This window comes from Micromonospora sp. CCTCC AA 2012012 (assembly GCF_040499845.1).
Taxonomy (GTDB): Bacteria; Actinomycetota; Actinomycetes; order Mycobacteriales; family Micromonosporaceae; genus Micromonospora; species Micromonospora mangrovi.
The window spans coordinates 2,837,728-2,859,222 of sequence record NZ_CP159342.1; the positions used below are offsets into that span (position 1 = coordinate 2,837,728).

Annotated in this window: 17 protein-coding genes; 2 read left to right on the forward strand and 15 right to left on the reverse strand. The window is 75.2% G+C overall.

Going from position 1 to position 21,495, the window contains the following annotated elements; genetic code table 11:
- Positions 1–6 precede the first annotated feature (6 nt).
- Both mqnE and ABUL08_RS12250 read right to left on the reverse strand, forming a co-directional pair.
- Positions 7–1,173: an aminofutalosine synthase MqnE gene (mqnE, locus tag ABUL08_RS12245; protein ID WP_350937562.1), complete on the reverse strand. Its 1,167-nt coding sequence runs from the start codon at positions 1,171–1,173 to the stop codon at positions 7–9.
- Between the two features lie 86 nt (positions 1,174–1,259).
- A complete protein-coding gene (locus tag ABUL08_RS12250; protein WP_350937564.1) occupies positions 1,260–2,330 on the reverse strand; it encodes a hypothetical protein in 1,071 nt (356 codons plus the stop codon).
- Positions 2,331–2,554: 224 nt separating this feature from the next.
- Here ABUL08_RS12250 and ABUL08_RS12255 point away from each other — a divergent pair, with 224 nt between their 5' ends.
- Together ABUL08_RS12255 and ABUL08_RS12260 are read left to right on the forward strand one after the other, a co-directional pair.
- Positions 2,555–2,977 (forward strand): DUF6069 family protein, encoded by a 423-nt coding sequence (locus tag ABUL08_RS12255; protein WP_350937566.1) that lies wholly within the window; start codon positions 2,555–2,557, stop codon positions 2,975–2,977.
- Positions 2,978–3,094: 117 nt separating this feature from the next.
- Complete coding sequence (locus ABUL08_RS12260; protein ID WP_350937568.1) at positions 3,095–3,577, forward strand: hypothetical protein; 483 nt, start codon at positions 3,095–3,097, stop codon at positions 3,575–3,577.
- Positions 3,578–3,630: 53 nt separating this feature from the next.
- Here the strand turns inward: ABUL08_RS12260 and ABUL08_RS12265 are convergent, their stop codons facing one another.
- From ABUL08_RS12265 to ABUL08_RS12325, 13 genes are all read right to left on the reverse strand, one after another.
- Positions 3,631–5,037, reverse strand: a complete 1,407-nt coding sequence (locus ABUL08_RS12265; RefSeq protein ID WP_350937570.1) for an acyl-CoA carboxylase subunit beta — start codon at positions 5,035–5,037, stop codon at positions 3,631–3,633.
- 209 nt (positions 5,038–5,246) lie between these two features.
- Complete coding sequence (locus tag ABUL08_RS12270; protein WP_350937572.1) at positions 5,247–5,681, reverse strand: SRPBCC domain-containing protein; 435 nt, start codon at positions 5,679–5,681, stop codon at positions 5,247–5,249.
- 73 nt (positions 5,682–5,754) lie between these two features.
- Positions 5,755–7,005: an FAD-dependent oxidoreductase gene (locus tag ABUL08_RS12275; RefSeq protein ID WP_350937574.1), complete on the reverse strand. Its 1,251-nt coding sequence runs from the start codon at positions 7,003–7,005 to the stop codon at positions 5,755–5,757.
- Positions 7,002–7,766 carry a 4'-phosphopantetheinyl transferase family protein gene (locus ABUL08_RS12280; RefSeq protein ID WP_350937576.1) on the reverse strand — a complete coding sequence of 255 codons (765 nt, stop codon included), beginning with the start codon at positions 7,764–7,766 and terminating at the stop codon, positions 7,002–7,004. Before ABUL08_RS12280 ends, ABUL08_RS12275 begins: the two co-directional genes overlap by 4 nt.
- Positions 7,741–8,550 (reverse strand): 2-oxo acid dehydrogenase subunit E2, encoded by an 810-nt coding sequence (locus tag ABUL08_RS12285; protein ID WP_350937578.1) that lies wholly within the window; start codon positions 8,548–8,550, stop codon positions 7,741–7,743. Before ABUL08_RS12285 ends, ABUL08_RS12280 begins: the two co-directional genes overlap by 26 nt.
- Positions 8,543–8,773 carry an acyl carrier protein gene (locus ABUL08_RS12290; RefSeq protein ID WP_350937579.1) on the reverse strand — a complete coding sequence of 77 codons (231 nt, stop codon included), beginning with the start codon at positions 8,771–8,773 and terminating at the stop codon, positions 8,543–8,545. Before ABUL08_RS12290 ends, ABUL08_RS12285 begins: the two co-directional genes overlap by 8 nt.
- Positions 8,770–10,674, reverse strand: coding sequence for an HAD-IIIC family phosphatase (locus tag ABUL08_RS12295; protein WP_350937582.1), 1,905 nt, complete (start codon positions 10,672–10,674; stop codon positions 8,770–8,772). Before ABUL08_RS12295 ends, ABUL08_RS12290 begins: the two co-directional genes overlap by 4 nt.
- Positions 10,671–11,693: a 3-oxoacyl-ACP synthase III family protein gene (locus ABUL08_RS12300; protein WP_350937584.1), complete on the reverse strand. Its 1,023-nt coding sequence runs from the start codon at positions 11,691–11,693 to the stop codon at positions 10,671–10,673. Before ABUL08_RS12300 ends, ABUL08_RS12295 begins: the two co-directional genes overlap by 4 nt.
- Entirely contained in the window at positions 11,686–14,643 is a 2,958-nt protein-coding gene (locus tag ABUL08_RS12305; protein ID WP_350937587.1) for a type I polyketide synthase, read from the reverse strand. The genes ABUL08_RS12300 and ABUL08_RS12305 overlap by 8 nt, the downstream gene beginning before the upstream one ends.
- Positions 14,640–14,912, reverse strand: coding sequence for an acyl carrier protein (locus ABUL08_RS12310; RefSeq protein ID WP_350937589.1), 273 nt, complete (start codon positions 14,910–14,912; stop codon positions 14,640–14,642). The genes ABUL08_RS12305 and ABUL08_RS12310 overlap by 4 nt, the downstream gene beginning before the upstream one ends.
- A 44-nt stretch (positions 14,913–14,956) precedes the next feature.
- Positions 14,957–16,654: an acyl-CoA dehydrogenase gene (locus tag ABUL08_RS12315; RefSeq protein ID WP_350937591.1), complete on the reverse strand. Its 1,698-nt coding sequence runs from the start codon at positions 16,652–16,654 to the stop codon at positions 14,957–14,959.
- Entirely contained in the window at positions 16,654–20,271 is a 3,618-nt protein-coding gene (locus ABUL08_RS12320) for an AMP-binding protein (RefSeq protein ID WP_350937593.1), read from the reverse strand. The genes ABUL08_RS12315 and ABUL08_RS12320 overlap by 1 nt, the downstream gene beginning before the upstream one ends.
- Complete coding sequence (locus tag ABUL08_RS12325) at positions 20,268–21,473, reverse strand: MAB_1171c family putative transporter (protein ID WP_350937596.1); 1,206 nt, start codon at positions 21,471–21,473, stop codon at positions 20,268–20,270. Before ABUL08_RS12325 ends, ABUL08_RS12320 begins: the two co-directional genes overlap by 4 nt.
- Positions 21,474–21,495 lie beyond the last annotated feature (22 nt).

A 21,495-nucleotide genomic window follows, 5' to 3' on the forward strand; every position in this document is an offset into this window, starting at 1 on the left:
GGCGGCTCAGACCCGCATCGGCTGCGGGCTCTCCCGGACGGCCGTGTCCGGACCGTCGAACTCGCGGACGATCTCGTAGCGGGTGTTCCGCTCCACCGGGCGGAACCCGGCGTCCCGGATGAGATCGAGGAGCCCGTCGCGGGACATCTTGTCCGGCGTGCCGTAGTTGTCGGCGTCGTGCGTGATCTTGTATTCGACGACCGAGCCGTCGATGTCGTCCGCGCCGTGGTTCAGGGCGAGGCCGGCGGTCTGCAGGCCGTGCATCACCCAGAACACCTTCACGTGCTGGACGTTGTCGAAGAGCAGCCGCGAGACGGCGAAGGTCTTCAGCGCCTCCGCCGGGCTGGCCATCGTGGTGCGCGCCTGGATCCGGTTACGGACCTTGCCGTCCGCCGAGTCGTGGAAGTCGTGCTGGTAGCGCAGCGGGATGAAGACCCGGAAGCCGCCGGTCTCGTCCTGCAGCTCCCGCAGCCGCAGCACGTGGTCGACCCGGTGCCGGGGCTCCTCGATGTGGCCGTAGAGCATCGTGCACGGCGTCTTGAGCCCCTTGCTGTGGGCCAGCCGGTGGATCCGCGACCAGTCCTCCCAGTGGGTCTGGTGGTCGACGATGTGCTGCCGGACCTCCCAGTCGAAGATCTCCGCGCCGCCGCCGGTCAGCGACTCCAGGCCGGCGTCGATCAGCTCGTCGAGGATCTCGTCGGCGCTCAGCCCGGAGATCCGCTCGAACCAGTGGATCTCGGTGGCGGTGAACGCCTTGACGGCGACGTTCGCCGGCAGCGCCTCCTTCAGTGCCCGGATCGAGCGCGGGTAGTAGCGCCAGGGCAGCGTCGGGTGCAGGCCGTTGACGATGTGCAGCTCGGTGAGCTGCTCGTTCTGCATCGCCTTGGCCAGCCGCACGGCCTCCTCGATCCGCATCGTGTAGGCGTCCTTCTCCCCCGGCTTGCGCTGGAACGAGCAGTACGCGCACGACGCGGTGCAGACGTTGGTCATGTTCAGGTGCCGGTTGATGTTGAAGTAGACGGCGTCGCCGTTCTTCTTCGTCCGCACCTGGTGGGCCAGGCCACCCAGCCAGGCCAGGTCGTCGCTCTCGTAGAGCGCGATGCCGTCCTCCCGGCTGAGCCGGTCGCCCGCGGCGACCTTCTGCTCGAGTTCCCGCTTGAGTCCTACGTCCATCCGTACCTTCTCCTCAGGTTGGTGCCGCCGGACAGCGGCCGGGGTCGGCCCGGGTGGCCGCTGCGATCGTCGTGGTCGGTGGGGGGTCAGTAGAGGCCGGTGGGCAGCGCCAACATCGCCTGCAACGGGGCCACGTTCGCCACCCCGTCGCACGGCCAGCCGGCCGATGTCCGGTACCGCAGCGCCTGGTCGCGGTGCAGCACGTTCGGCAGGAAGAGGTCCTCGTGCAGCACGGTCAGCCGGAGCCGGCCGAGTTCGCCGTACCCGACCACCCGCGCGGGGTCGGCGGGGTCGACCACGGCCATGGTGACCTGCGGGTACGCGGGCAGGTACGGCATCAGCGCGCCGTCGTCGTGCACCGGCAGGCCGATGGCGTGGCCGGCGGCACCGACCCAGCGGTGCCCCACCACACCCCCGTCGAGCGCCGCGACCACGTCCCGGTACGTCTGCGGGGTCAGGTGGGTGCCGACGAGGTCGACCCCGGCGAGCCGGCCGACCAGGTCGGGCCGGTGGGCCAGCAGCACGGCCAGCACCGCCGGGGCGGTCTCCAGGTAGTCCACCCGCTGCGTTTCGAGCAGGTCGACGACCTGCCCCACCACGTGGTCGACGTAGGCGTTGATACCGCCGACCCGGCCGTCGCGCAGCAGCCGCCGGATCCAGCGCTGGTCGATGCCGACCGTGTGCACGCGGGACCGGTGGTGCCGGGCGAGCTGGCCGCCGCCCCGGCCCAGGGCGTGCGGCCCACCGGGACAGACCCGCAGCCAGACCCGTCCCGGCACGAAACCGGCCGTCCGCAGGTGCCGGGCCCGCCAGTGCTCCCGGTGGTGGGTCATCGAGGCGGTGTGGACGAACCGGCAGGTCCCGCCGAGGGTGCCGGTGGACTCCCAGAGCCGCCCGGCCGGCGCCACCGGGCCGTCCTGCGGGAGCAGGTCCACCGGGTCGACGCCGCGCGGATCGGTGCCGCCGAGGGCCGCCAGTTCGTCGTACGCGGTGATGTCGCGGGGGTCGAAGGAGAGTTCGGTGGCGCGCTTGAGCCAGTACGGGCTGCCGGTCGCCGGGTCGAAGTGGCGCCGCACGACGTGCCGCGTCCAGGCGTCCAGGTCGACGGTTCGCCATCGATCGGGGACGCCCGCAACTGCGTCTGTGGTCGTCGTCATCGCCGATCCCTCGGTCCGCTGGGGGTGCCGCGCACCGAGCATCGGGTGCCGGCACCACCGGAAACAATGCCGGGCCCGGCAGAGCTAAGGGTTTCCCTCATACCTGCCCCGCCCGGCCCGTCGCCCCGAGTTGGAGGTCGACAGCCACCGATACGATCCAAACCGACCAATTTCCCCGCGTGCCCGACCGGACAACTCCCGGTCGGCGATTCGGAGGTGCACCGATGGCGAACACCAGGCAGGCTCCCCCCGCTCCGCCGCGACGAGGCGGCTCCGCCCGCACCCGGCTGCTCGCCGTCGTGGTGGCCACCGTGGCCACCGTCGCGGTGTGGCTGATCGCCCACGCGCTGGACGTGACGCTGGCCGTGAAGACCGGCGACACCCGGCAGGACGTCCCGGTCGGCGCCGTGATCGCGGCCACCGTGGTCGCCGGCCTGATCGGCTGGGCGCTGCTGGCCCTACTGGAGCGGGTGACCGCCGCCGGCCGGACGATCTGGACGGTCGTCGCGGTGCTCGTGCTGCTGGTCTCGCTGCTCGGGCCGCTGGGTGGCGTCTCGACGGGCGCCCGGATCACCCTCGCGCTCATGCACCTGGTGGCGGCGGCCGTCATCATCCCCGCCTTCCGCCGCTCCTCCCACCGGCGCTGACCCGCGACGCCGACCGTCCGCAGCCGGTCGGCCCACCGCGGGACCCCGCGGGTCGCACCGAGCCGACGGCGCACACCCCGTGGCCGTACGGCGTCCACCGCAAGGAAAGGAAGCCACGTGACTGTCTACACGGTCAGCAAGAGCGGCGGAGCCCACCGGCTCACCGACGCCGGCGGCAACCAGGTCGCCGCGCTGCGCGCCCACTGGAGCATGCGCGGTGGAGAGATCGAGACGGCCGAGGGCCGGTTCCCCATCTGGACCGACCGCGGCTACCAGTCGGTGACCGTCGGCCCGCGGGAGGCCCCGCTGGTCGTGCTCGACGGCCGCGGCGCCCGCATCGCGGGCCTGTCCGCGCCGGCCCGCTGGGAGCTGCGCGGCGACCGCCGCCGCTACGACGCGGTGCTCAGCGCGGGCGGCAGCCGGATCGAGGTGCACCAGTCGGCGCGGATGGGCGCCGACGTGCGGGCCGAGGTGACCGGGGCGTGGCCCCGGCCGGAACTCGTCGTGCTCGCCGCCTGCTTCGGGGTGATGAGCGTGCGCCGGGGCCACAACCTGCGCGCGCTGGCGGTGGTCGGGGCCATCTCGCACGGTCCCCGCTGACCACGCGCGGCGGCGCCGGATCCCCCGTCGGGTCCGGCGCCGCCGCCCGTCGGCTACAGGGGAATGTTGGTGTGCCGGCCCCGACGGTGCGGGGCCCGGGCGAGCGCCTCGGTGAGCCGGCGCCGGGTGTCCCGCGGCTCGATCACCTCGTCGACGACGCCGATCTCCATGGCCACGCCGACGCCGCCGGCCACCCGTTCGTGCTCGGTGACGAGGCTGGCGCGCAGCGCCTCCCGCTCCGCGTCCGGCGCGGCGGCCAGCGCCCGCCGGTGCAGCACGCCCACGGCCGCGGTCGCGCTCATCACCGCCACCTCCGCCTCGGGCCACGCGAAGACCGCCGTCGCGTGCAGCGACCGAGAGTTCATCGCGATGTACGCCCCGCCGTACGCCTTGCGGGTGATCAGGGTGACCCGGGGCACCACCGAGCCGGCGAAGGCGTGCAGCAGCTTCGCGCCGCGGCGGACCACGCCCTCCCACTCCTGGCCGGTGCCCGGCAGGTAACCGGGCACGTCGACGATGACGACCAGCGGCACCCCGAACGAGTCGCACATCCGCACGAACCGGGCCGCCTTCTCGGCGCTGAGCGAGTCCAGGCAGCCCGCCTTGCGCAGCGGGTTGTTGGCGACCACCCCGACCGTGCGCCCGGCCAGCCGGCCCCAGCCGACCACCAGGTTGGGCGCCCAGCGGGCCTGCAGCTCCTCGAACCCGGTGTCGGCGTCGAGCACGTCCCGCACCAGCGGGCGTACGTCGTAGGCGCGGCGGGCCCGGGTGGGCAGCAGGCGACGCGGGTCGGCGTCGGCGGTCACCCGCGTCGGGTCGAAGGTGCCCTGGCGGGCCAGGAGCGTGGTGATCGCCCGGGCCCGGGCCAGCGCCTCGTCCTCGGTGGCGGTCACCACGTGCACCACCCCGGAGCGGCTGTGCACGTCGGGGCCACCGAGCCCGGCCATGTCGATCCGTTCACCGGTGACGGACTGCACCACGTCCGGCCCGGTCACGAAGACCCGCCCGGCCGAGGACATCACGACGACGTCGGTCAGCGCCGGCCCGTACGCCGCCGCGCCGGCCGCGGGCCCGAGCACCACGGAGATCTGCGGGATCCGCCCGGAGGCCTCGGTGATGGCGGCGAAGACCCGCCCGACGCCGTCCATCGACCGGACCCCGTCGGCCAGTCGGGCGCCGCCGGAGTGCCAGAGGCCGATCACCGGGCAGTTCTCGGCCAGCGCCAGCTCGATCGCGTGGACGATCCGTCGGGAGTCCTCCGCGCCGATCGCCCCGGCCATGGTGGTCGCGTCGGTGCAGAAGGCCACCACCGGGATGTCGTCGACGCGGCCCCGGACCACCTCGACGCCGGGGCCGGTCCAGGTCCCGACCGGGACGCCTGAGCCGGGGTCGCAGAGCGCAGCGAGCCGCCGTACGGGCACCCGCTCGTCGACCACCTCGTCGACGAGCACGGAGGTCATCGGGTCACCGCCGGGCGGGGATCGCGGACCCGGGAACTGGACACAGCAGGCGCTCGGGACACGTCCCGCCTCCTTCGCTTGCGGGCGCTGGCGTCGCGGTCGCGACCAGCGCGGCGATCGGCCTCATTGTGCCGTCGCCCCCGGGCGGTGCCGCCGCCGTCGCCGTCCGCTCTATGGATTTCTCCACACCTGCCGACGGTCCTGTCCGGTCAGTCCACGGTGGCCTCGGCCCGCTCCTTCAGCGCCCGGTTGAGCTGGCCGAAACCGGTCTCGGTACGGTCCAGCGTGCGCTTGAGGAACGGCACCAGCAGGCCGGTGAACGTCTCGCGGTGCCGCAGCCGGGTGCCCTCGCCCGTCGGTTCGAGGACGAACTCGTGCCGGGCGCCGAAGAGTCCCGGCACGGCCACCTTGCCGAGCCACTGGAAGTGCCGCGCCGGCTCGGCGACCGTGACGGTGGGATGGTGGGTCATGCCCTTCTCGCCGGGCGGCTGGATGAAGAGGGCCAGCACCTCCCCCACCGCCGGTCGGCCCGCCGCCCTCCGGACGAACGGGTTCCACTCCTCGTAGCGGGGCAGGTCGGTGAGGATCTCCCAGACCCGCTCCGGCGTCGCCGAGATCATGATCGAGGTGTCGATGGTGCGCACCAGCTGTCCACTCCGTTCCGTTCGAGGGTGTTGCGGGCGGTCCCGCCCGCTGGCGATGGTGGCACGGCCCCGGTCAGCCGGCCGGGTGCGGCACCGCCGGCACGTCCTGGTGGTCGACCTCGCCGATCGGCGTCTGATAGAGCCCGGTCCAGATCCGGCGCTTCAGCGGCGGGGTGTGGTCGACGAGGCGGTAGACCGTGCGGCGCAGCGCCTGCGCGAGCGGGCTGGCGAGGGCGAAGAGCTTCTCCTGCCGCAGTTGCAGTCCCCGGGCCCGGGCGACCGACGGCTCGCGCATCCGCTGGAACTCGGCGGTCGCCTCGTCGAGCCGCTGGTCCACACCGGCGGCGGCGAGCGCGTGACCGACCATCGGGGCGAACGTCATCCCGTCGATGATGGCGTGGTTGATGCCCTGGGCCAGCACCGGCGTCAGGGTGTGGGCGGCGTCGCCGAGCAGCGCGAGACCCGGCCTGCCCCACCGCGGCACCACGCCGGTGAAGATCTCCAGCAGGGCGGTCTCCGACCAGCTCGGCACGGCCTCCCGGACCGCGTCGGACAGCTCCGGCGCCAGCTCGTCGATCCGGGCGTGCAGCGCGCCGATGCCCTGGGCGCGCAGCTCGCGCAGCCCGTTCTTGGGGATGTTGAAGCCGACCCGGACGAGGTCGGGATAGGTGGGGATGCACATGGCGTGCTGGCTGCCGCTGATCCGGATCCGGTAGGTGTCGTTGGTCCACTCCGGCGGGCAGGGCGCGACGAACCAGAGGAAGTCCCGACCCAGCGGGATCTTCCGGTACGGCAGGCCGGCCCACTCGCGGACCCGGCTGTACCGGCCGTCCGCGCCGACGGTGAGCCGGGCGCGGACCCGCAGCGGCCCCCGCTCGGTCGTCGCGTCGACCCCGCACACCCGACCGTCCTGTTCGACCAGCCCGGTGACGGCGGTCTGCCGCAGCAGGGTGAAGCCCGGGTGCCGCTCGGCGGCCTCGGTCAGCGTGCCGAGCAGCATCGGCTGCGGCACCTCGACCGGCAGCCGGGCCGGCTGCGCCAGGCTGTCGAAGTCCACCCGCAGCACCGGGCGGCCGGCGTCGCGCAGCTCCATCCGCCGCACGTCGAGGATCCGCTGGGCGCGCAGCGCGTCGAGCACGCCGAGCCGTTCCAGCAGCCACACCGAGTCCGGCGCGATCGACTCACCCCGGAACGACCGTTCGAAGGTGCGGCTCTTCTCCAGCACGACCACCCGGTGGCCCCGGGCGGCCAGGGCGAGGGCGAAGGTGAGGCCCGCCGGGCCGCCGCCCACGACGCAGACGTCCGTCGTGATGGTCTCGGTCATGAGGTGAGCCTTCCGTGTCGGGATGGGACCGCCCGCCGCCGCGGCGCGTCGGGTGGTGCGAGCCAGTGGGCGACGGCGGCGACGTGCGGCGCGCCCACCGGCAGCGGGGTGACCGACCAGTCGGCCGGGCCACCGGGCAGACCGGCGTACGCGGACCCGTCGGCGCCCGGTGCGAGGTCGAACGAGAGCGACCGCAGGTCGTGGGCGAGCCCGCCGCCCAGCGCCTTGGCGCACGCCTCCTTCAACGTCCACAGCCGGACGAGCCGGCGGTCGAGCGCCGCGCCGCGCAGGTCGGCGAGGGCGGCGTGTTCCCGTTCGGAGCAGAGCCGGCCGGCCGCCACGGGGCCGCCGAGCCACCGGTCGGCCCGCTCGATGTCGACGCCGATCCGGCCCCGGGTGCAGACCCCGGCGAGCAACACGTCAGCGGTGTGGCTGAGGTTGACGTCCACCGGCTGCCCCACCGGGTACGGGCGACGCGCGGCGTCGCGGGCCAGTCGGATCTCACCCGGTGCCCGGCCGGTCGCCGCCCCGACCAGGTGGGTGAGCAGCAGTCGGGACGCGGCGAGCCGGTGCCGGGCGGGCTCGTCGGGCAGCCGGTCCAGTCGATCCGCGTCGTCGCCGAGCAGCGCCGCCCAGTCGTACCCGTCCCCCGGCCGGGGCCGCCAGTCCGCCACCCGGGCGTGCACCACCACCGCGTCGGTACGGCGCAGCGCGGCGGTCAGCGTGCCGCCGTCGTCACGGCGGTGACGACGCAGCAGCACCGGACGCGACGACGGGCAACGGTGACGGGACATCGCCGTCCTCCAGGCTCTGCGTGATCTCGGTCAGCACGTCCGCCGCCTCGGCGCCGTCGACGACCCGGTGGTCGAAGGCCAGGTTCAGCCGCAGCACCGGCGCCACCACCACCGCGCCGTCGCGCACCACCGGGGTGGGGCGTACCCGGCCGAGGTTGAGGGTGCAGGTGGTGCCGCCGACGGCGTGGAAGCCGTCCACCGCGCGGTGGCCGAGGGAGGAGACCGCGACGGTGCCGAGCAGTCCGGGTCGGCGGGACAGCCGGGACACCGTGGCGCGGAACGCCGGCCAGCCGAGCGCGGCGGGCAGGCGGTGCAGCAGGAGGGTGCCCCGCAGCTCGGGCAGCTCCTCGGCGGGGGTGTCCCGGAGCCGGTCCAGCGCGTCCTGGATCTCGTCCAGGTCGGCGCCCCGCTGGTCGGGCAGCACCGCGGAGAGCACCACCCGCTGCCCGGCCACGGTACGGTCCATGGCGATCTTGGGGCGTACCTCGTCGACGTGGCGGATCCGCGGCACCAGGCCGCCGCCGACCACCGCGTTGCAGGCCGGGTGGCGGGCCAGCACCTCGGTGGCGGAGCGGACGACGTAGCTCAGCACGGAGATCCGCCGGCCGCGCGCGGCGGCCTGCTCGCGGTGCGCGAGCACCCGGGTCATGTCCACCTCGGTGTCGAGGAAGACCGGGGCGACGGCCCTGCTCCAGCGCAGGAAATAGAGCGTGTGCCGGCGCTGCGCGGCCAGCCGGCCGGACTCAGGCATCCGCCACCGCCAGTCGCCGCAGCCCTTCCAGGGTCCGGGTGGTCAGCAGCTCGTCGAAGGGCAGCGGCCGGCCGGTGCGCGTCTCCAGGACGGTGAGCAGCCGCCAGAGATAGACCGAGTCCCAGCCGGGCAGCTCGTCGACGTCCCGGTCGAGGTCCGCCGGGGCGTAGTCGAGCCCGAGTTCGTCGTCGAGCAGGACGAGGAACTCCGCTTGCGTGATCATGAGGCTCCCGCGAGGTTCGTGGCCGTCTCCAGGTGCGTGACCGGCTCCGGCAGCACCGTCAGGTCGTGGTGGAAGCGGGCGACGTCGCCGTCCGGCGCCACCGGGGTGAAGCCGTGCCGCCGGTAGAAGTCCGCGAAGCGGCCGTTGCGCGGGCTCGGCCGGTAGTGGCCCAGCACGCCGGGCAGCCCGCGCTCCCGGGCGTCGGCCAGCACCGCCCGCAGCGCCGCGCTCTCGATGCCCCGCCCGAAGACCCGGCAGCTGAGCAGCATGTTCTCCAGGACCAACGGGCCGGGCGGCCGGTGCCGCCCGAACACCGCGCCGACCAGGCCGGCGTCGCCGAACCGGTCCACCGCGCGGATCACCCAGAGCACGGCGTCCGGGTCGTGCCAGTGGTCGCGGACGGCGGCCTCGTCCATCCGCCGGGTGGTCAGGTGGAACTGGTTGGTCCGCTGGGTGAGCTGGGCGACCCGGCCCAGCTCCCGCTCGTGCGGGCGGGTCACCTCGATCCGCAGCTCCAGCTCGCGCAGGTAGTCCTCCAGCGTGGCCCGTCCGTCGCGCAGCTCCCGGCGGCGCGCCTCGGCCCGGTAGTGGTGGCGCCGGTCCTGGTCCTCGTCGGTCAGCCGCAGCGTGGCGAACCAGTCGTCGGCGAGCAGCCGGCCCGGGTGCCGGGCCGGCTCGGCGTCCAGCGGCACCACGGCCACCTCGGGCAGCGCGTGCCGGACCTGCCCGCACTCGAAGGCGCTGTCGTCGACGAGGACGAGGCTCTCGGTGCCGAGGTTCAGGGTGTGGGCCAGCTCCGCCAGCCCCTCGCTCTTGGGACCCCAGCCGGCCGTGACCGCGACCAGGTCGTCGGCGCGCAGGACCAGGTCCGGGTGGTCGCGCAGCACCGCCCGGACCTGCTCGGAATCGTTCTTGCTGCACACCGCCAGCAGCACGCCCTGTCTGCCGAGCTGGGCGACGACCTGCTGGAACCGGCGGAACGCGGCGCCCCGCCCGCTGCCGGCGACCTCGATGCCGTCCGGGCCGTCGTCGCCGAGGACCCCGCCCCAGAGGGTGCCGTCGAGGTCCAGCACCAGGCACTTGCGGCCGTGCCCGCGCAGCGCCTTGGCGACGTGCCCGACCTCGGCGGCGAGCCGGCCCAGCAGCGGTTCGGAGAAACCGACCCCGGCGTACGCGCGCAGCCGCGCGTCGTCCAGCGGGGTCGCGTCGGTGAGGCAGGTGTCCAGGTCCACCACCACGCAGCGGCGCAGCTCGACGGCGAGCCCGAGCAGGGCCGCGTTGAACTGCCGCCAGGCCACGCCGAGCCGGGCCCGGGACCGGTGGTCGACGAGTTGGCGGGCCAGCCAGGCCGGCAGCGGCACGGTGTGCAGGACCAGCGTGGCGGTGGTCCGCGCGTCGTGCTGCCGGGCCAGCCCGGTGACCCGCTCCAGGACGGTGTCCAGCACCCGGGCGCAGTCGTCGACGGTCCAGCCGACGTCCAACTCGTCGGCGACGACGGCCGCGTCGAGCAGGCAGAGCGTCACCTCGGGCCGGGCGGCGAGGAGTTCGCTGTCCGGGTCGGCCAGGTCGACGACGTACTGGCCGTGGGCGGCGCCGACGACGCGGGCGGCGAGGCGGTGCCGGGCGAACTCGGCCACCAGCGGCGCGACGATCGGCGCGCAGGTGCCGTTGCCGGTGACGGCCACGGTGACCGCCGGGATCCGCGGGTGCGCGGCGGCGATCTCCGCCGGGTCGCCACCGGCGAGCAGCCGTCCGGCCCGGGTGCGGTGGTCCTCGTCGAGGGCTCCGACCAGGGCACAGACCTCAGGGAAGTCCGCCACCAGCCGGCCGGCGTCGCGGATGCGGCGCAGCCGCGCCCAGGCGTCGGCGACCGGGGCGGGGACGGCGGGTGGCGCGGTCACCGTCCCTCCAGCGCGAACCCGCCCATGATCCATTTGCTGGCCTCGACGCAGACCGCGACCGCCCGTTCCCCGCCGGCGATCCGCTCCACCAGCCGCTCCAGTTGCAGGAACGGCAGGGCGTTGCCGTTGTTGCCGGTCGCCTCGACGCAGCTGACCTCCTCGGCGTCCGGTACGCCCATCCGCTGCCTGATCAGCCGGGTCATCCGCCCCGACAACTGCGGCGGCAGCAGGTACGCCAGCTCCTCCGGCCGCCAGCCGGTGGCGTCCAGCAGCTCCCACAGCGCCTGCTCGGCCAGCTCCGGCACGCGTTCCTCGATGGCCTTGTAGTCCTCCTCGAAGCCCCGGACGTCGGTGTCCCGGTCCGCCTCGCCGAACCAGCGGATGACCTGCCCGGGTGCCTGCCGCAGCCCGGTGACCCGGTGCCGCACCGCGCGCAGGGCCGGCGCGCCGGGCCGGTCGTCGGTGCTGAGCACGACCGCGCCGGCCCCGTCGCCGAAGAGCACGTAGTTGACCAGCTCGGCCGAGGGCGCCCGGTGGAAGTCCCGGTCCAGCCGCATATGCCGGGCGCACACGTCGCCGCCGATCACCAGCCCGGTCCGGTGCTCCGCCCCGCCGAGCAGCATCCGCCCCACGTCCAGTGCCTGCACGGCGCCCGCGCAGCCGGACTGGAGCTGGTACGTGGGCACCCGGTCCACCCCGAGCAGGTCGGCGACCCGGTTGACGGTGGCCGGCATCAGCTCGTCGGGCGACGCGGTGGCCAGCACCACGAAGTCGATCTCGCCGGCCACCACGTCGGCCCGGCGCATCGCCTCGGCGGCGGCCTCCTCGGCGAGGTCGGCGAGGGTGGCCAGCTGCTTGCCGCTGGGCAGGTCCACCGCGAAGTGCCGGGTCCGGGTGCCGATGAACGTGTCGATCCAGCGGGCGTCCAGGCCGAGCCGGGCGGCGAGGGTGGCGTTGTCCACCGGTGGCCCGGGCAACGCGGTGCCGACCCCGGCGACGCAGACGGTCGGCTCAGCCACGGTGTCCCTCCCCGTCGCTGACCACGACCCGGCTGCGCAGGTGGTCGACCAGCTGGCCCGGGGTGCCCACCTCGGTCAGCAGCGCCCGCACGTCGACCGGGATGCCCCAGCGCGCCTCGATCCGCTCCTTGAGCTGGACCACCATGATCGAGTCGTAGCCGAGCTGTTCGTGCAGCGAGGCGTCCCGCGCCACCTGGTGCCGGGGATAGCCGCAGACCTCGGCGACCAGGTCGAGCACCTCGTCGTCGAGGTGGTCGGCCGGCGGCGGGGCGGGCCGGGGCGCCGGCAGGGGCCGCAGGTGCGCCGGTTCCGGCATCGGGTGGCTCGGCTCCGGCGTCGCCGCGCCCGGTGCGCTGATCCAGAACCGGGCCGCGGTGGAGAAGGGGTACGGGCTCAGCCGCCGCAGCACCCGCTGCTGCGGCTCGTACAGCGCCGTCCAGTCGGGGTCGAGGCCGTCGCGGTGCAGCCGGGCGGTCAGCTCCCACAGCTCCGCGCCGGTGGCGTACGGGCCGGGGCAGGCGGTGAGCGTCGGCACGGTCCGGCCCGCCGGCATCGAGCGCAGCAGCGGCGACAGCACCCGCCGGGGCCCCACCTCCACCAGGTGGGTGGGCGTCGCGGCGAGCGCCGCCGCCGCCGCGTCGGCGAAGCGGACCGGCTCGCGCAGGTGCGCGGTCCAGTAGTCGGCGTCCATCAGCTCGTCCGGGCCGAGCAGTCGGCCCCGCAGGCCGGAGTAGACCGGTCGGCGGGCCGGGCGCACCTCCACCTCGGCCGCGCCCCGGGCGAACTCGTCCAGGACCGGGTCCATCAGCGGCGAGTGGAAGGCGTACGGCACGTCGAGCCGGCGGACGGCCACCCGCTGCCCGCGCAGCGCCTCGGCGACCCGGTCCAGCGCCGCCGCGTCGCCGGCGCAGACCACGTCCCGCGGCCCGTTCACCGCGGCGAGGTCGACCAGCGGCTCGGCGGCGAGCACCGGCGCGACGACCTCCACCGGGCAGCGCGCGGCCAGCATCCCGCCGCCGGCCGGCAGCCGGGCCATCAGCCGGGACCGGAGGGCGACCAGGTGGGCCGCGCCGGCCAGGGTCAGGGCCCCCGCGTGTACGGCGACCGCGAACTCGCCCAGGCTGTGGCCGAGCAGCCAGTCCGGGCGGACACCCAGGTCGTCCAGCACCCGGCCGAGGGCGTAGCCGACCGCGAAGAGCGCCGGTTGGGCCAGTTCCGCGGGGACGGTGGTCGCCGTCCGGTCGCGTACGGTGTCGAGCACCGACGCGCCGAGCAGCGGGGTGAGGGCGTCGTCGGCCTCGTGCAGCGCCCGGCGGTACGCGCCGCTGGCCGCGTAGAGGGCACCGGTCATCCCGGGGTGCTGGGCGCCCTGTCCGGTGACCAGCCAGCCGAGCGAGAGGGTGGACCGGGCGCGACCGGTGCCGGTGTCGTCCCCGTCGGCGGCGGCGCGCAGCCGGTCCACCGCGTCCCGGTGGTCGGTGGGGACGAACGCGAGCCGGTGCCGACCGCTGGACTTCACCGCGTTGCTCGTCCAGCAGAGCTGGCCCAGCAGCCGGGACGGGGCGCGCTCGACGTCCCGGGCGAGCAGGTCGGCGGCCCGCCGCAGCCCGTCCGGCCCGTTCGCCGACACGGTCAGCACCCCGGGAACGGTCCCGGCGGCCGGCGCGGCGGCGGTCGGCGCCGGGGCGGAGCCGAGGACCAGGTGGGCGTTGGTCCCACCGAGCCCGAAGCTGCTCACGCCGACGGTCGAGGTCCGGCCGCGCAGGCGCAGCGGCGCGGTGAGCAGCCGCAGTCCCTTCTCGGCCAGCCGCAGGTCCGGGTTCTCGGTACGGGCGTGCCGGCTCGCCGGGACGGTGCCGTGGTGCAGCGCGAGCACCATCTTCACCAGGGCGGCGACCCCGGCGGCCCCCTCGACGTGGCCGATGTTGGCCTTGACCGAGCCGATCGCGCAGGGCTCCGGCCGGGGTACGCCGTGCACCCCGCCCAGCGCGTTGGCCTCCACCAGGTCGCCGAGCACCGTGCCGGTGCCGTGCGCCTCCACCGCGACCACGTCGGCCGCCGCCACCCCGGCCCGCCGGTACGCCTCGGCGATGACCGCCTGCTGGGCCCAGCGGTTGGGGGCGGTGAGGCCGTTGCTGCGGCCGTCGGAGTTGACCGCGCTGCCCCGGATCACCGCGTACACGGGCAGGCCGGCGGCGACCGCGTCGTCCAGCCGGCGCAGCACCAGCGCGGCGACCGCCTCGCCCCGCACGATGCCCCGGGCGTCCCGGCTGAACGGGCGGCACTCGCCGTCGGCCGCGGAGAGCCCGGCCTGGCTGTAGAAGATGTTGAGCGCCGGGGTCAGCACCACGTTGACGCCGCCGACGAGGGCCTGATCGCACTCGCCGGCCCGCAGCGCGACGCAGGCCTGGTGGGCGGCGACCAGCGAGGACGAGCAGGCGCTGTCCACCGCCCAGCTCGGCCCACGCAGGTCCAGGTGGTACGAGACCCGGTTGGCGACCAGGCAGTAGCCGTTGCCGGTGCCCCGGTGCGGGGTGACCCGGTCGTAGTCGGTCATGGTGAGCTGCGCCCACTCGTTGCTCATCACGCCCACGAAGACGCCGGTGTTGGTGCCGGCCTGCCGACGCGGGTCGAGTCCGGCGTCCTCGAACGCCCGCCAGGCGGTCTGCAGCATCAGGCGCTGCTGCGGGTCCATCGCCGCCGCCTCGCGCGGCGAGATGCCGAAGAACTCGTGGTCGAACGCGTCGGCGTCGGTGAGGAACCCGCCAACCGTGGTGTTGGTGCGACCGGGCCCGCCGGCCGGGTCGTGGAAGTCGGCCCGGCGCCAGCGGTCCGCCGGCACGTCGGTGAGCGCGTGCCCAGCGCGCATCAGCAGGTCCCAGAAGGCCGCCGGGTCGGCCGCGCCGGGGAACCGGCCGTCGAGCCCGACGACGGCGATGTCGCCGGTCATGACGCCGCCGTCGGCCGGGCGGCCTCGACGATCCCACCGGCGAGCCGGTCGATCGTCGGGTAGTCCCAGGCCAGGGTCGGTTCGACGGGGATGCCGAAGGCGTCCTCGATGTCGCCGGAGAGCGCCAGGGCATAGACGGAGTCCAGGCCCAGCTCCGCCAGCGGCGCGTGCACGTCCAGCTCACCGGCCGGCACGCCGAGGTAGTCGGAGATCCTGCCGACCAGCCACTGCCGGACGTCCGCCGGGGTGGCCCCGGTGTTGGCGCTCATCTGTCCTCCGTGGGTGACGCTCGTCGGGTGGGTCGCCGGCCTGGTCAGCCGAAGATCGGGGTGGGTCGCAGGTCGCAGGAGAGCCGCCCGTCGACCCGGCGGGACAGCTCGGCGAAGAGCGGCTCGGCGACGGCCTCGGGCAGGTCGGGGTCGCCGTCGTGGCGGGCGGCCAGCCGGGCCAGCGCCGCCTCGATCCACTCGTCGCCGCCGAGCAGGCCGGCGGCGGGGTCACCGCGGTGCGCCCGCCACGTTCCGACGCAGGCCGCCGCCGCCAGCAGGAGGGCGTACCGGTGGGCCAGGTCGAACGTCGCCGGACCCGCGAGGGGGCCGCGTGCGGCCGGTGGCAGCGCGGCGCAGTCGCGGGCGAGCCGGTGCACCTCGTCGGCGAGGGCGCGGACCCGGTCGGTCACCCGGGACGCGCCGTCGACCGGGTCCTCGGCGGCGGCGAGCAGGGCGGAGATCAGCAGGTCACCGCCGGTGCCGGCGACGGAGAGCGCGGTGAGGTCCAGGTCGGGCAGGGTCGCCGTCGGGTCGAACAGCTCCCGGGGCGCGGGGACCGGCCGCCAGGCGCGGCGGGCGAGCACCGGCAGTTGCGGTGCGACGGTGAGCAGGCACGCGGTCGGTCCGGCGTGGCCGATGCTCACCGCGGGCAGGTCCCGGTGGAACTTCCCGAACGCGGCGTACGGCCCCTCGCGCAGATAGAAGCTGGCGCCGAGGATCACCGACAGCTCGTCCATCGCCTCGCCGAGCAGCAGCGGCACCAGGTACTTCGTCGCGGCGGCCGGGGCGGCGGCGTGCCGGGGCGCCAGGTGCAGCCCGCGGGCCACCGCGGTGACCAGGCAGTCGGCCACCAGCAGGTCGACGAAGGCCGCCGCCAGGGTGCCGCGGGCGTGCGGCAGCTCGCTGACCCGGTGGCCGTAGAGGCGGCGGCCGGTGGCGAAGCGGACGGTGGTGTGCAGGGCGGTGTCGAGCGCCCCGAGCGCCATCGAGGGCAGCAGCACCCGGGTCAGCTGGAACGCGCGCAGCGCGGTCTCCCCGCCGGTGCCCTCCGCGCCGACCAGGCTCCCCGCCGGGACGTGGCAGCCGGTCAGCTCGACGCCGCCCAGCCGGCAGCCGCGTACCCCGGAGGAGGGGTAGCGGGGCAGCTGGCGCACGGTGCCGGCGGGCAGCTGCGCGAGGTCGACCGCCAGGATGGAGTGGCTGCGTGGCCCGGCGTCGTCCCGGGTCCGCGCGAAGAGCACCACCGACCGGGCCCGACCGACGTTGTTGATCACTTCCTTGGTGCCGTCGAGCACCCACCCGTCCCCCGCCGGCCGGGCCCGCAGCTCGTTGCGGAGCAGGTCGTTGCCGTGCGCCAGCTCGTGGAAGGCCACCGCGAGGCGGTGCCCGGCCAGCAGGTCGTCGGCCGTCCGCCGGCGCTGACCGGGGTCCCCCGCCACCCAGACGGGGACGGCGGCCATCAGCGACGTCACGCCGTATCCCAGGCCGAGCGCGCCGTCGCGGCGGAAGACCGGCCGCAGCGCCCGGCCCACCGCGTCGGTGTCGGCCCACCGCCCACCGAGCGCGGCCGGGACGAACCACGCGTTGGCGCCCCACCGGTCCAGGGCGGACTCACCGGCGGCGAGCAGTTCGGCCCGCTCGTCGGCGGCGAGCAACGGGTCGAACCCCAGCGGGTTCGCCGCGTCGAAGGGATCGCCGAGCAACCGTTCCAGGTCCTGCTCGGGCGCGTACGGGAGGGTCATCAGCCGGTGCCCTCCGCGGTCCGGTGCGGCAGCAGGGAGAGCGACCAGCCCTGCCGGCGCTGCCCGGTCAGCACGTCGAGCAGCACGTCGTCGGTGCCGGGGCACCGGTCGGCGGTCAGCACGCGCCGCAGCACCGCCCGCAGCCAGCGGCCGTCCCGCCACAGCGGCGCGGCCGGGCCGTCGTCGTACCGGTGGTGGCTGTGCAGCCAGACGCCGAGGGCGGCGGCGCCCGCGACGTGCAGCGCGAGCCGCTCGGCGAGCCGGAAGGCCGACCGGGGCACGGTCACCCGGACCGGCCGGTACGCGGCCAGCGCGGTCAGCAGCTCGTCGGTACGGGCCTGGAGCAGGCCCGCCAGCTCGGCCGCCGGGGCGAGGTCCGGCGTCCGCCCGGCGAGCCGCCGCAGCCGCTCGACCAGCCCGGGCAGCGCGGCGAGCACGCTGCTGCCGTGCCGCGAGACCAGGGTGAGCCGGCCCGGGTCGAACTCCGGTACTCCTCGACCCACGTCGAAGAGCACCGCCAGCGCGTCCGCGTCCGGCTCCCGCCGGGCCCGCCGCACCAGCGTCGGGAACTCGTTGATCAGGCCGTTGAGGTTGACCAGGGTGTTGCCGTCGAAGATGCCGACGATCCGGTGGTCGCGCTGGAGTTTCTGGAACCGCCCGTCGGCGAAGACCCCGTCGAGCAGCGAGCGGGCGCCGAGGAACCGGCCCAGCGCGCCGATCGTCGCGTCGGTACGGGTCGGCAGCAGGTACTTCACCACGGCGGAGAGCACGCTCAGCTCGTCGGGGAGCACGTGCACCGCGCGGGCGGCGGTCAGGGTGAGCGCCTCGGCCAGCAGCAGGTCGGCGTACGCGTCGGCGAGGACCGCCCGGGCCGCCGGCAGCCCGAGCAGCGGCCGTCCCTGGGGGAACCGCTGCCCGGCGAAGTCGACGGCCAGCCCCAGCGCGTGCTCGCCGCCGCCGAGGGAGAGCGCCGCGCACATCGTCCGGGTCAGTTGCAGGGCCTTGAGCAGGGTCTCCAGCCCGCTGCCGGCGGGACCGAGCCGCGCGTCGGGCGGCACCACCGCCCCGGTGAGGTGGATGCCGCTGATGTCGGCGCCCCGGATGCCGTAGGTGCGCACCTTCGGCAGGTGCGCGTACCGGTCCGGGGACAGCTCGTCCTTGTCCACCAGGAACAGGTCGAACCCGCGCGGCCCGCCCTCGGCCCGGGACCGGGCCAGCACGGTGAGCAGCCGGCCCCGGGTGGCGTTGTTGACCAGCCACTTCGTCCCGGTCAGCCGGTGCCCCTGCGGCACGGGCTCGGCGCGCAGCTCGCCGGCGAGCAGGTCGCTGCCGCGGTCCGGCTCGGTCAGCGCCAGCGAGACGGGCGACGCGTCGAGGACCTGCCGCGCCAACCGCCCGATCCGTGGGGTCGGCGGGGTGATCCACGCGGCCACCCCACCGAGGTACGTCTTGCCGTGCGCGACGGCCACGGTGAGGTCCCGCCGGGCGACCGCCCGGATCAGCGCGACCGCCTCGGTGTGGTCGTCGAGGGCACCGCCGAGCCGGCGGGGGACGTACCAGCGCGGCAGTCCCCACTCGTCGAGCTGGCGGCAGATGTCGGCGGGAAACCGCTCGGCCCGGTCGTGGTCGGCGCAGCGGGCGTGGGAGAAGGTCACCGTCGGGTCCGTCGGGTCGCCGAGGTGGGCCTCCAGCCGCTCCACGGCCCGCCCGGTCCCGGGCTGCCCGACGTCCGGTCCGGTGCGCGGTTCGGTTCCCAGCCCCGTCGGCACGTCAACCCCCCTGCACGGCGGTCGGGTCCACCGCGTCGTCGGGGCGGGCGGCCCGGCGGTCGGATGCGTCGCGCTGTCGGGACGAGGGGCGGCGGCCGGGTCCCGCAGCGCGGGCGGGAGGGTGGCGTGCAGGGGGCGCAGCGACCCGGAGAGGAACAGCTCGCGCATCAGCCGTCGCTGCACCTTGCCGCTGGTGGTACGCCGGACCGCGCCCCGGTTGACCAGGACGACGGCGGGCGGCGGCATGTCGAAGTCGCGGGCCAGGCGGGTGCGGACCGTGTCGGCGACCTCGGCCGGGTCCGCCGCGTCGAGCAGCGCCCGGCGGACCTCCTGCACCAGCACCACGTACTCCCGGTCGACGGTCACGCCGAACGCGACGCCGAAGCCACCGGCCAGCGCCGGGTGCAGGTCCCGGGCGGCGTGTTCGATGTCCTGCGGGCAGAGGTTGCGGCCCCGGACGACGAGCATGTCGGTGAGCCGGCCGGTGACGTGCAGCTCGCCCTCGATGAGGGTGCCGAGGTCACCGGTGCGCAGCCAGGGGCCGTCACCGTCGCGGGTCCGCGCCCCGAACGTCTCGGCGGTGGCCGTCGGGCGGTCGCGGTACCCGGCGGCCACGCTGGCGCCCCGGACCCAGATCTCCCCGGTCCGCCCGGCCGGCACCGGCTCGCGGCTGGTCGGGTCGACGACGCGGACCTGCTGGGTGACCGGCGTGCCGCAGCCGACCAGGGCGATCCCCTGCCCGGCGGTCGTCGGGCGGAACTCGGCGCGTTCCCACGCCCGCGGCTCGGCCCAGCGCACCGTCGGTGCGGTGCCGGCGTCGACCGCGGTGACCAGCAGGGTGTTCTCGGCCAGCCCGTAGCAGGGCGAGAACGCCTCCGGGCGGAACCCGGCCGGGGCGAACCGTTCGCCGAAGGCGGCCAGCGTGCGGGCGCGTACCGGCTCGGCGCCGGTCAGCGCGACGCGCAGCGAGGAGAGGTCCAGGTCGGCGGCCTGGGCGGAGGACACCGCGCGGGCGCACAGCTCGTAGGCGAAGTCGGGGGCGACGGTCATGGTGGCCCGCCAGCGGCTGATCGCCTGCAACCACCGCACCGGCCGCCGCAGGAACGTCATCGGGTCCATGAAGACCCCGTCGCCGCCGGCGTACCAGCAGCCGAGCAGGCTGATCAGCCCCATGTCGTGGAAGTGCGGCAGCCAGAGCGCGCCCACGGTGTCCGGGCCCAGGCCGAGCTGGGCGTGGATCTCCGCCAGGTTGTGCCCCAGGTTGCCCTGGGTGACCATGACGCCCTTCGGGTCGCTGGTCGAGCCGGAGGTGTACTGCAGCAGCGCCACCGCGTCGTCCGACGGCGGGGGCAGGGGCCGGGGCGCGGCACCCGGCTGGTCGGCGGCGACCACCCGCACGGTCGCCGGCAGCCCGGCCTCGCGCAACTGCCGGGTCACGTCGGCCTGCCGCTGCGCGGTGGTGAGCACCAGGTCGAGCCCGCAGTCGCGGACGATCGCCGCGACCCGTCGGGCCCCCGCGTCGTTGCCGGGCAGCGGTGCCGGCACCGCCGTCACGCCGGCGTACAGGCAGGCCACGAAGGACTGGAGGAAGTCGAAGCCGGCCGGGAAGAGCAGCAGCGCCAGCCGGTCGGGCCCGGCCAGGTCGTCGAGGAGGTACGCCGTGCGCAGCGCCGCCGCGTCGAGCTCCCGGTGGTCGCGGCGCTCCCCCACCAGGCCGCCGTCCCCCTCGGTGAGGAAGGTGTACGACCGCTCCACCCCGTACCGTCGGGCCTGCGCCCGCAGGTGGTCGACCAGGCGGGCGGTCGTGGGCCGGTCGTCGCGGCCGTCGGCCAGGGCCACCGCGGTCATCCGGACACCGCGGTCGGCCGGAGGTGTTCGCGTTCCCACCACTGCGCGAACCGGGCGGGCAGCGGCGAGTGGGCGACGGCCTGGCTGACCCGCGACAGCCACTCCGACTCCTCCTCGATGTTGGCGCCACCGGCGACCAGCTCGTCGCGGCCGGAGCGGGGCGGGCTGCCGGCGCGCATCCGGCGGACGCCGAGTTCGATGCGGCACGCCTCGGCCAGCGCGGACTCGTCGGTCTCGTCGACTCCCGCGTCGCGCACGAAGCGCAGCGCCTCCTCGGCGGCGCCGGCGGGGACGAAGGCGCCCAGTTGCAGGATGCCGTCCCGGATCTCGATGATCCGCCGGTAGAGCAGCAGCCGGATCTCGCCGTGGTCGACCAGGGCCCGCCGCCGGTCCTGCCGGTAGGGCAGGACGACGTCCGGGAAGAGCGAGCGCATCAGCCGCCACAGCGGGGAGAGCGCCCCGACCGTCCGGTGGGCCCGGACGATCCGCCACACCAGCGCGGACGCCGGCAGCGCGCCACCGACCACGATGAGGGCGGCGACCAGGGCCAGCACCAGGTCGAGCACCCCGGCGGCAGACCGGAGCGGCAGTTCCTCACCCGCCGCGTGGATCAGGATGAATGTGATCTTGACCAGGGCGTAGCCGGTGTTGAGCAGCGTGCCCAGGGCGATGATCCGCAGGCCGATACGGAGCAGCTTCGCCGTCGACTTGTTGGCGATCCGCCAGAACAGCAGGGTCGCCAGGGCCAGGGCCGCGCCGAGGTAGACCTCCAGCACCAGCCAGTACAGCACGGTCGGGACCGACATCCGGGGCGCGGAGAGCAGGGCGTCGAGGTCGACCTCGATGCCCTGGTCGGAGAGGAAGAACAGCAGCGTGAGGACGACCGACACGACCAGCCCGGAGACCTTGACCCGCTGCGGCGCGCGGGGTCGTACGGCGTCCATGTCGGTCACCAGCGCCACGAACCGGAGCACGGCGACCGCGGCCACGACACCCAGCAGGTGGTGGATCAGGGTGATCAGGTCAGGGCGTCCGGACACCTCGTTGATGAGTCGGGTGACCGGGGCGAAGACGATCGTCTTGGCGAGTGCGAGGCCCAGGAACACCAGCCACACCACGCGGTGCACCGGCCCTCGCAGCAGGGACGGGGTCCGCAGGACAACCGTCAGCCATAACAGGATGAGAACGACAGCGTCTAGCAATAGACCTGAAACCTAACCGGTA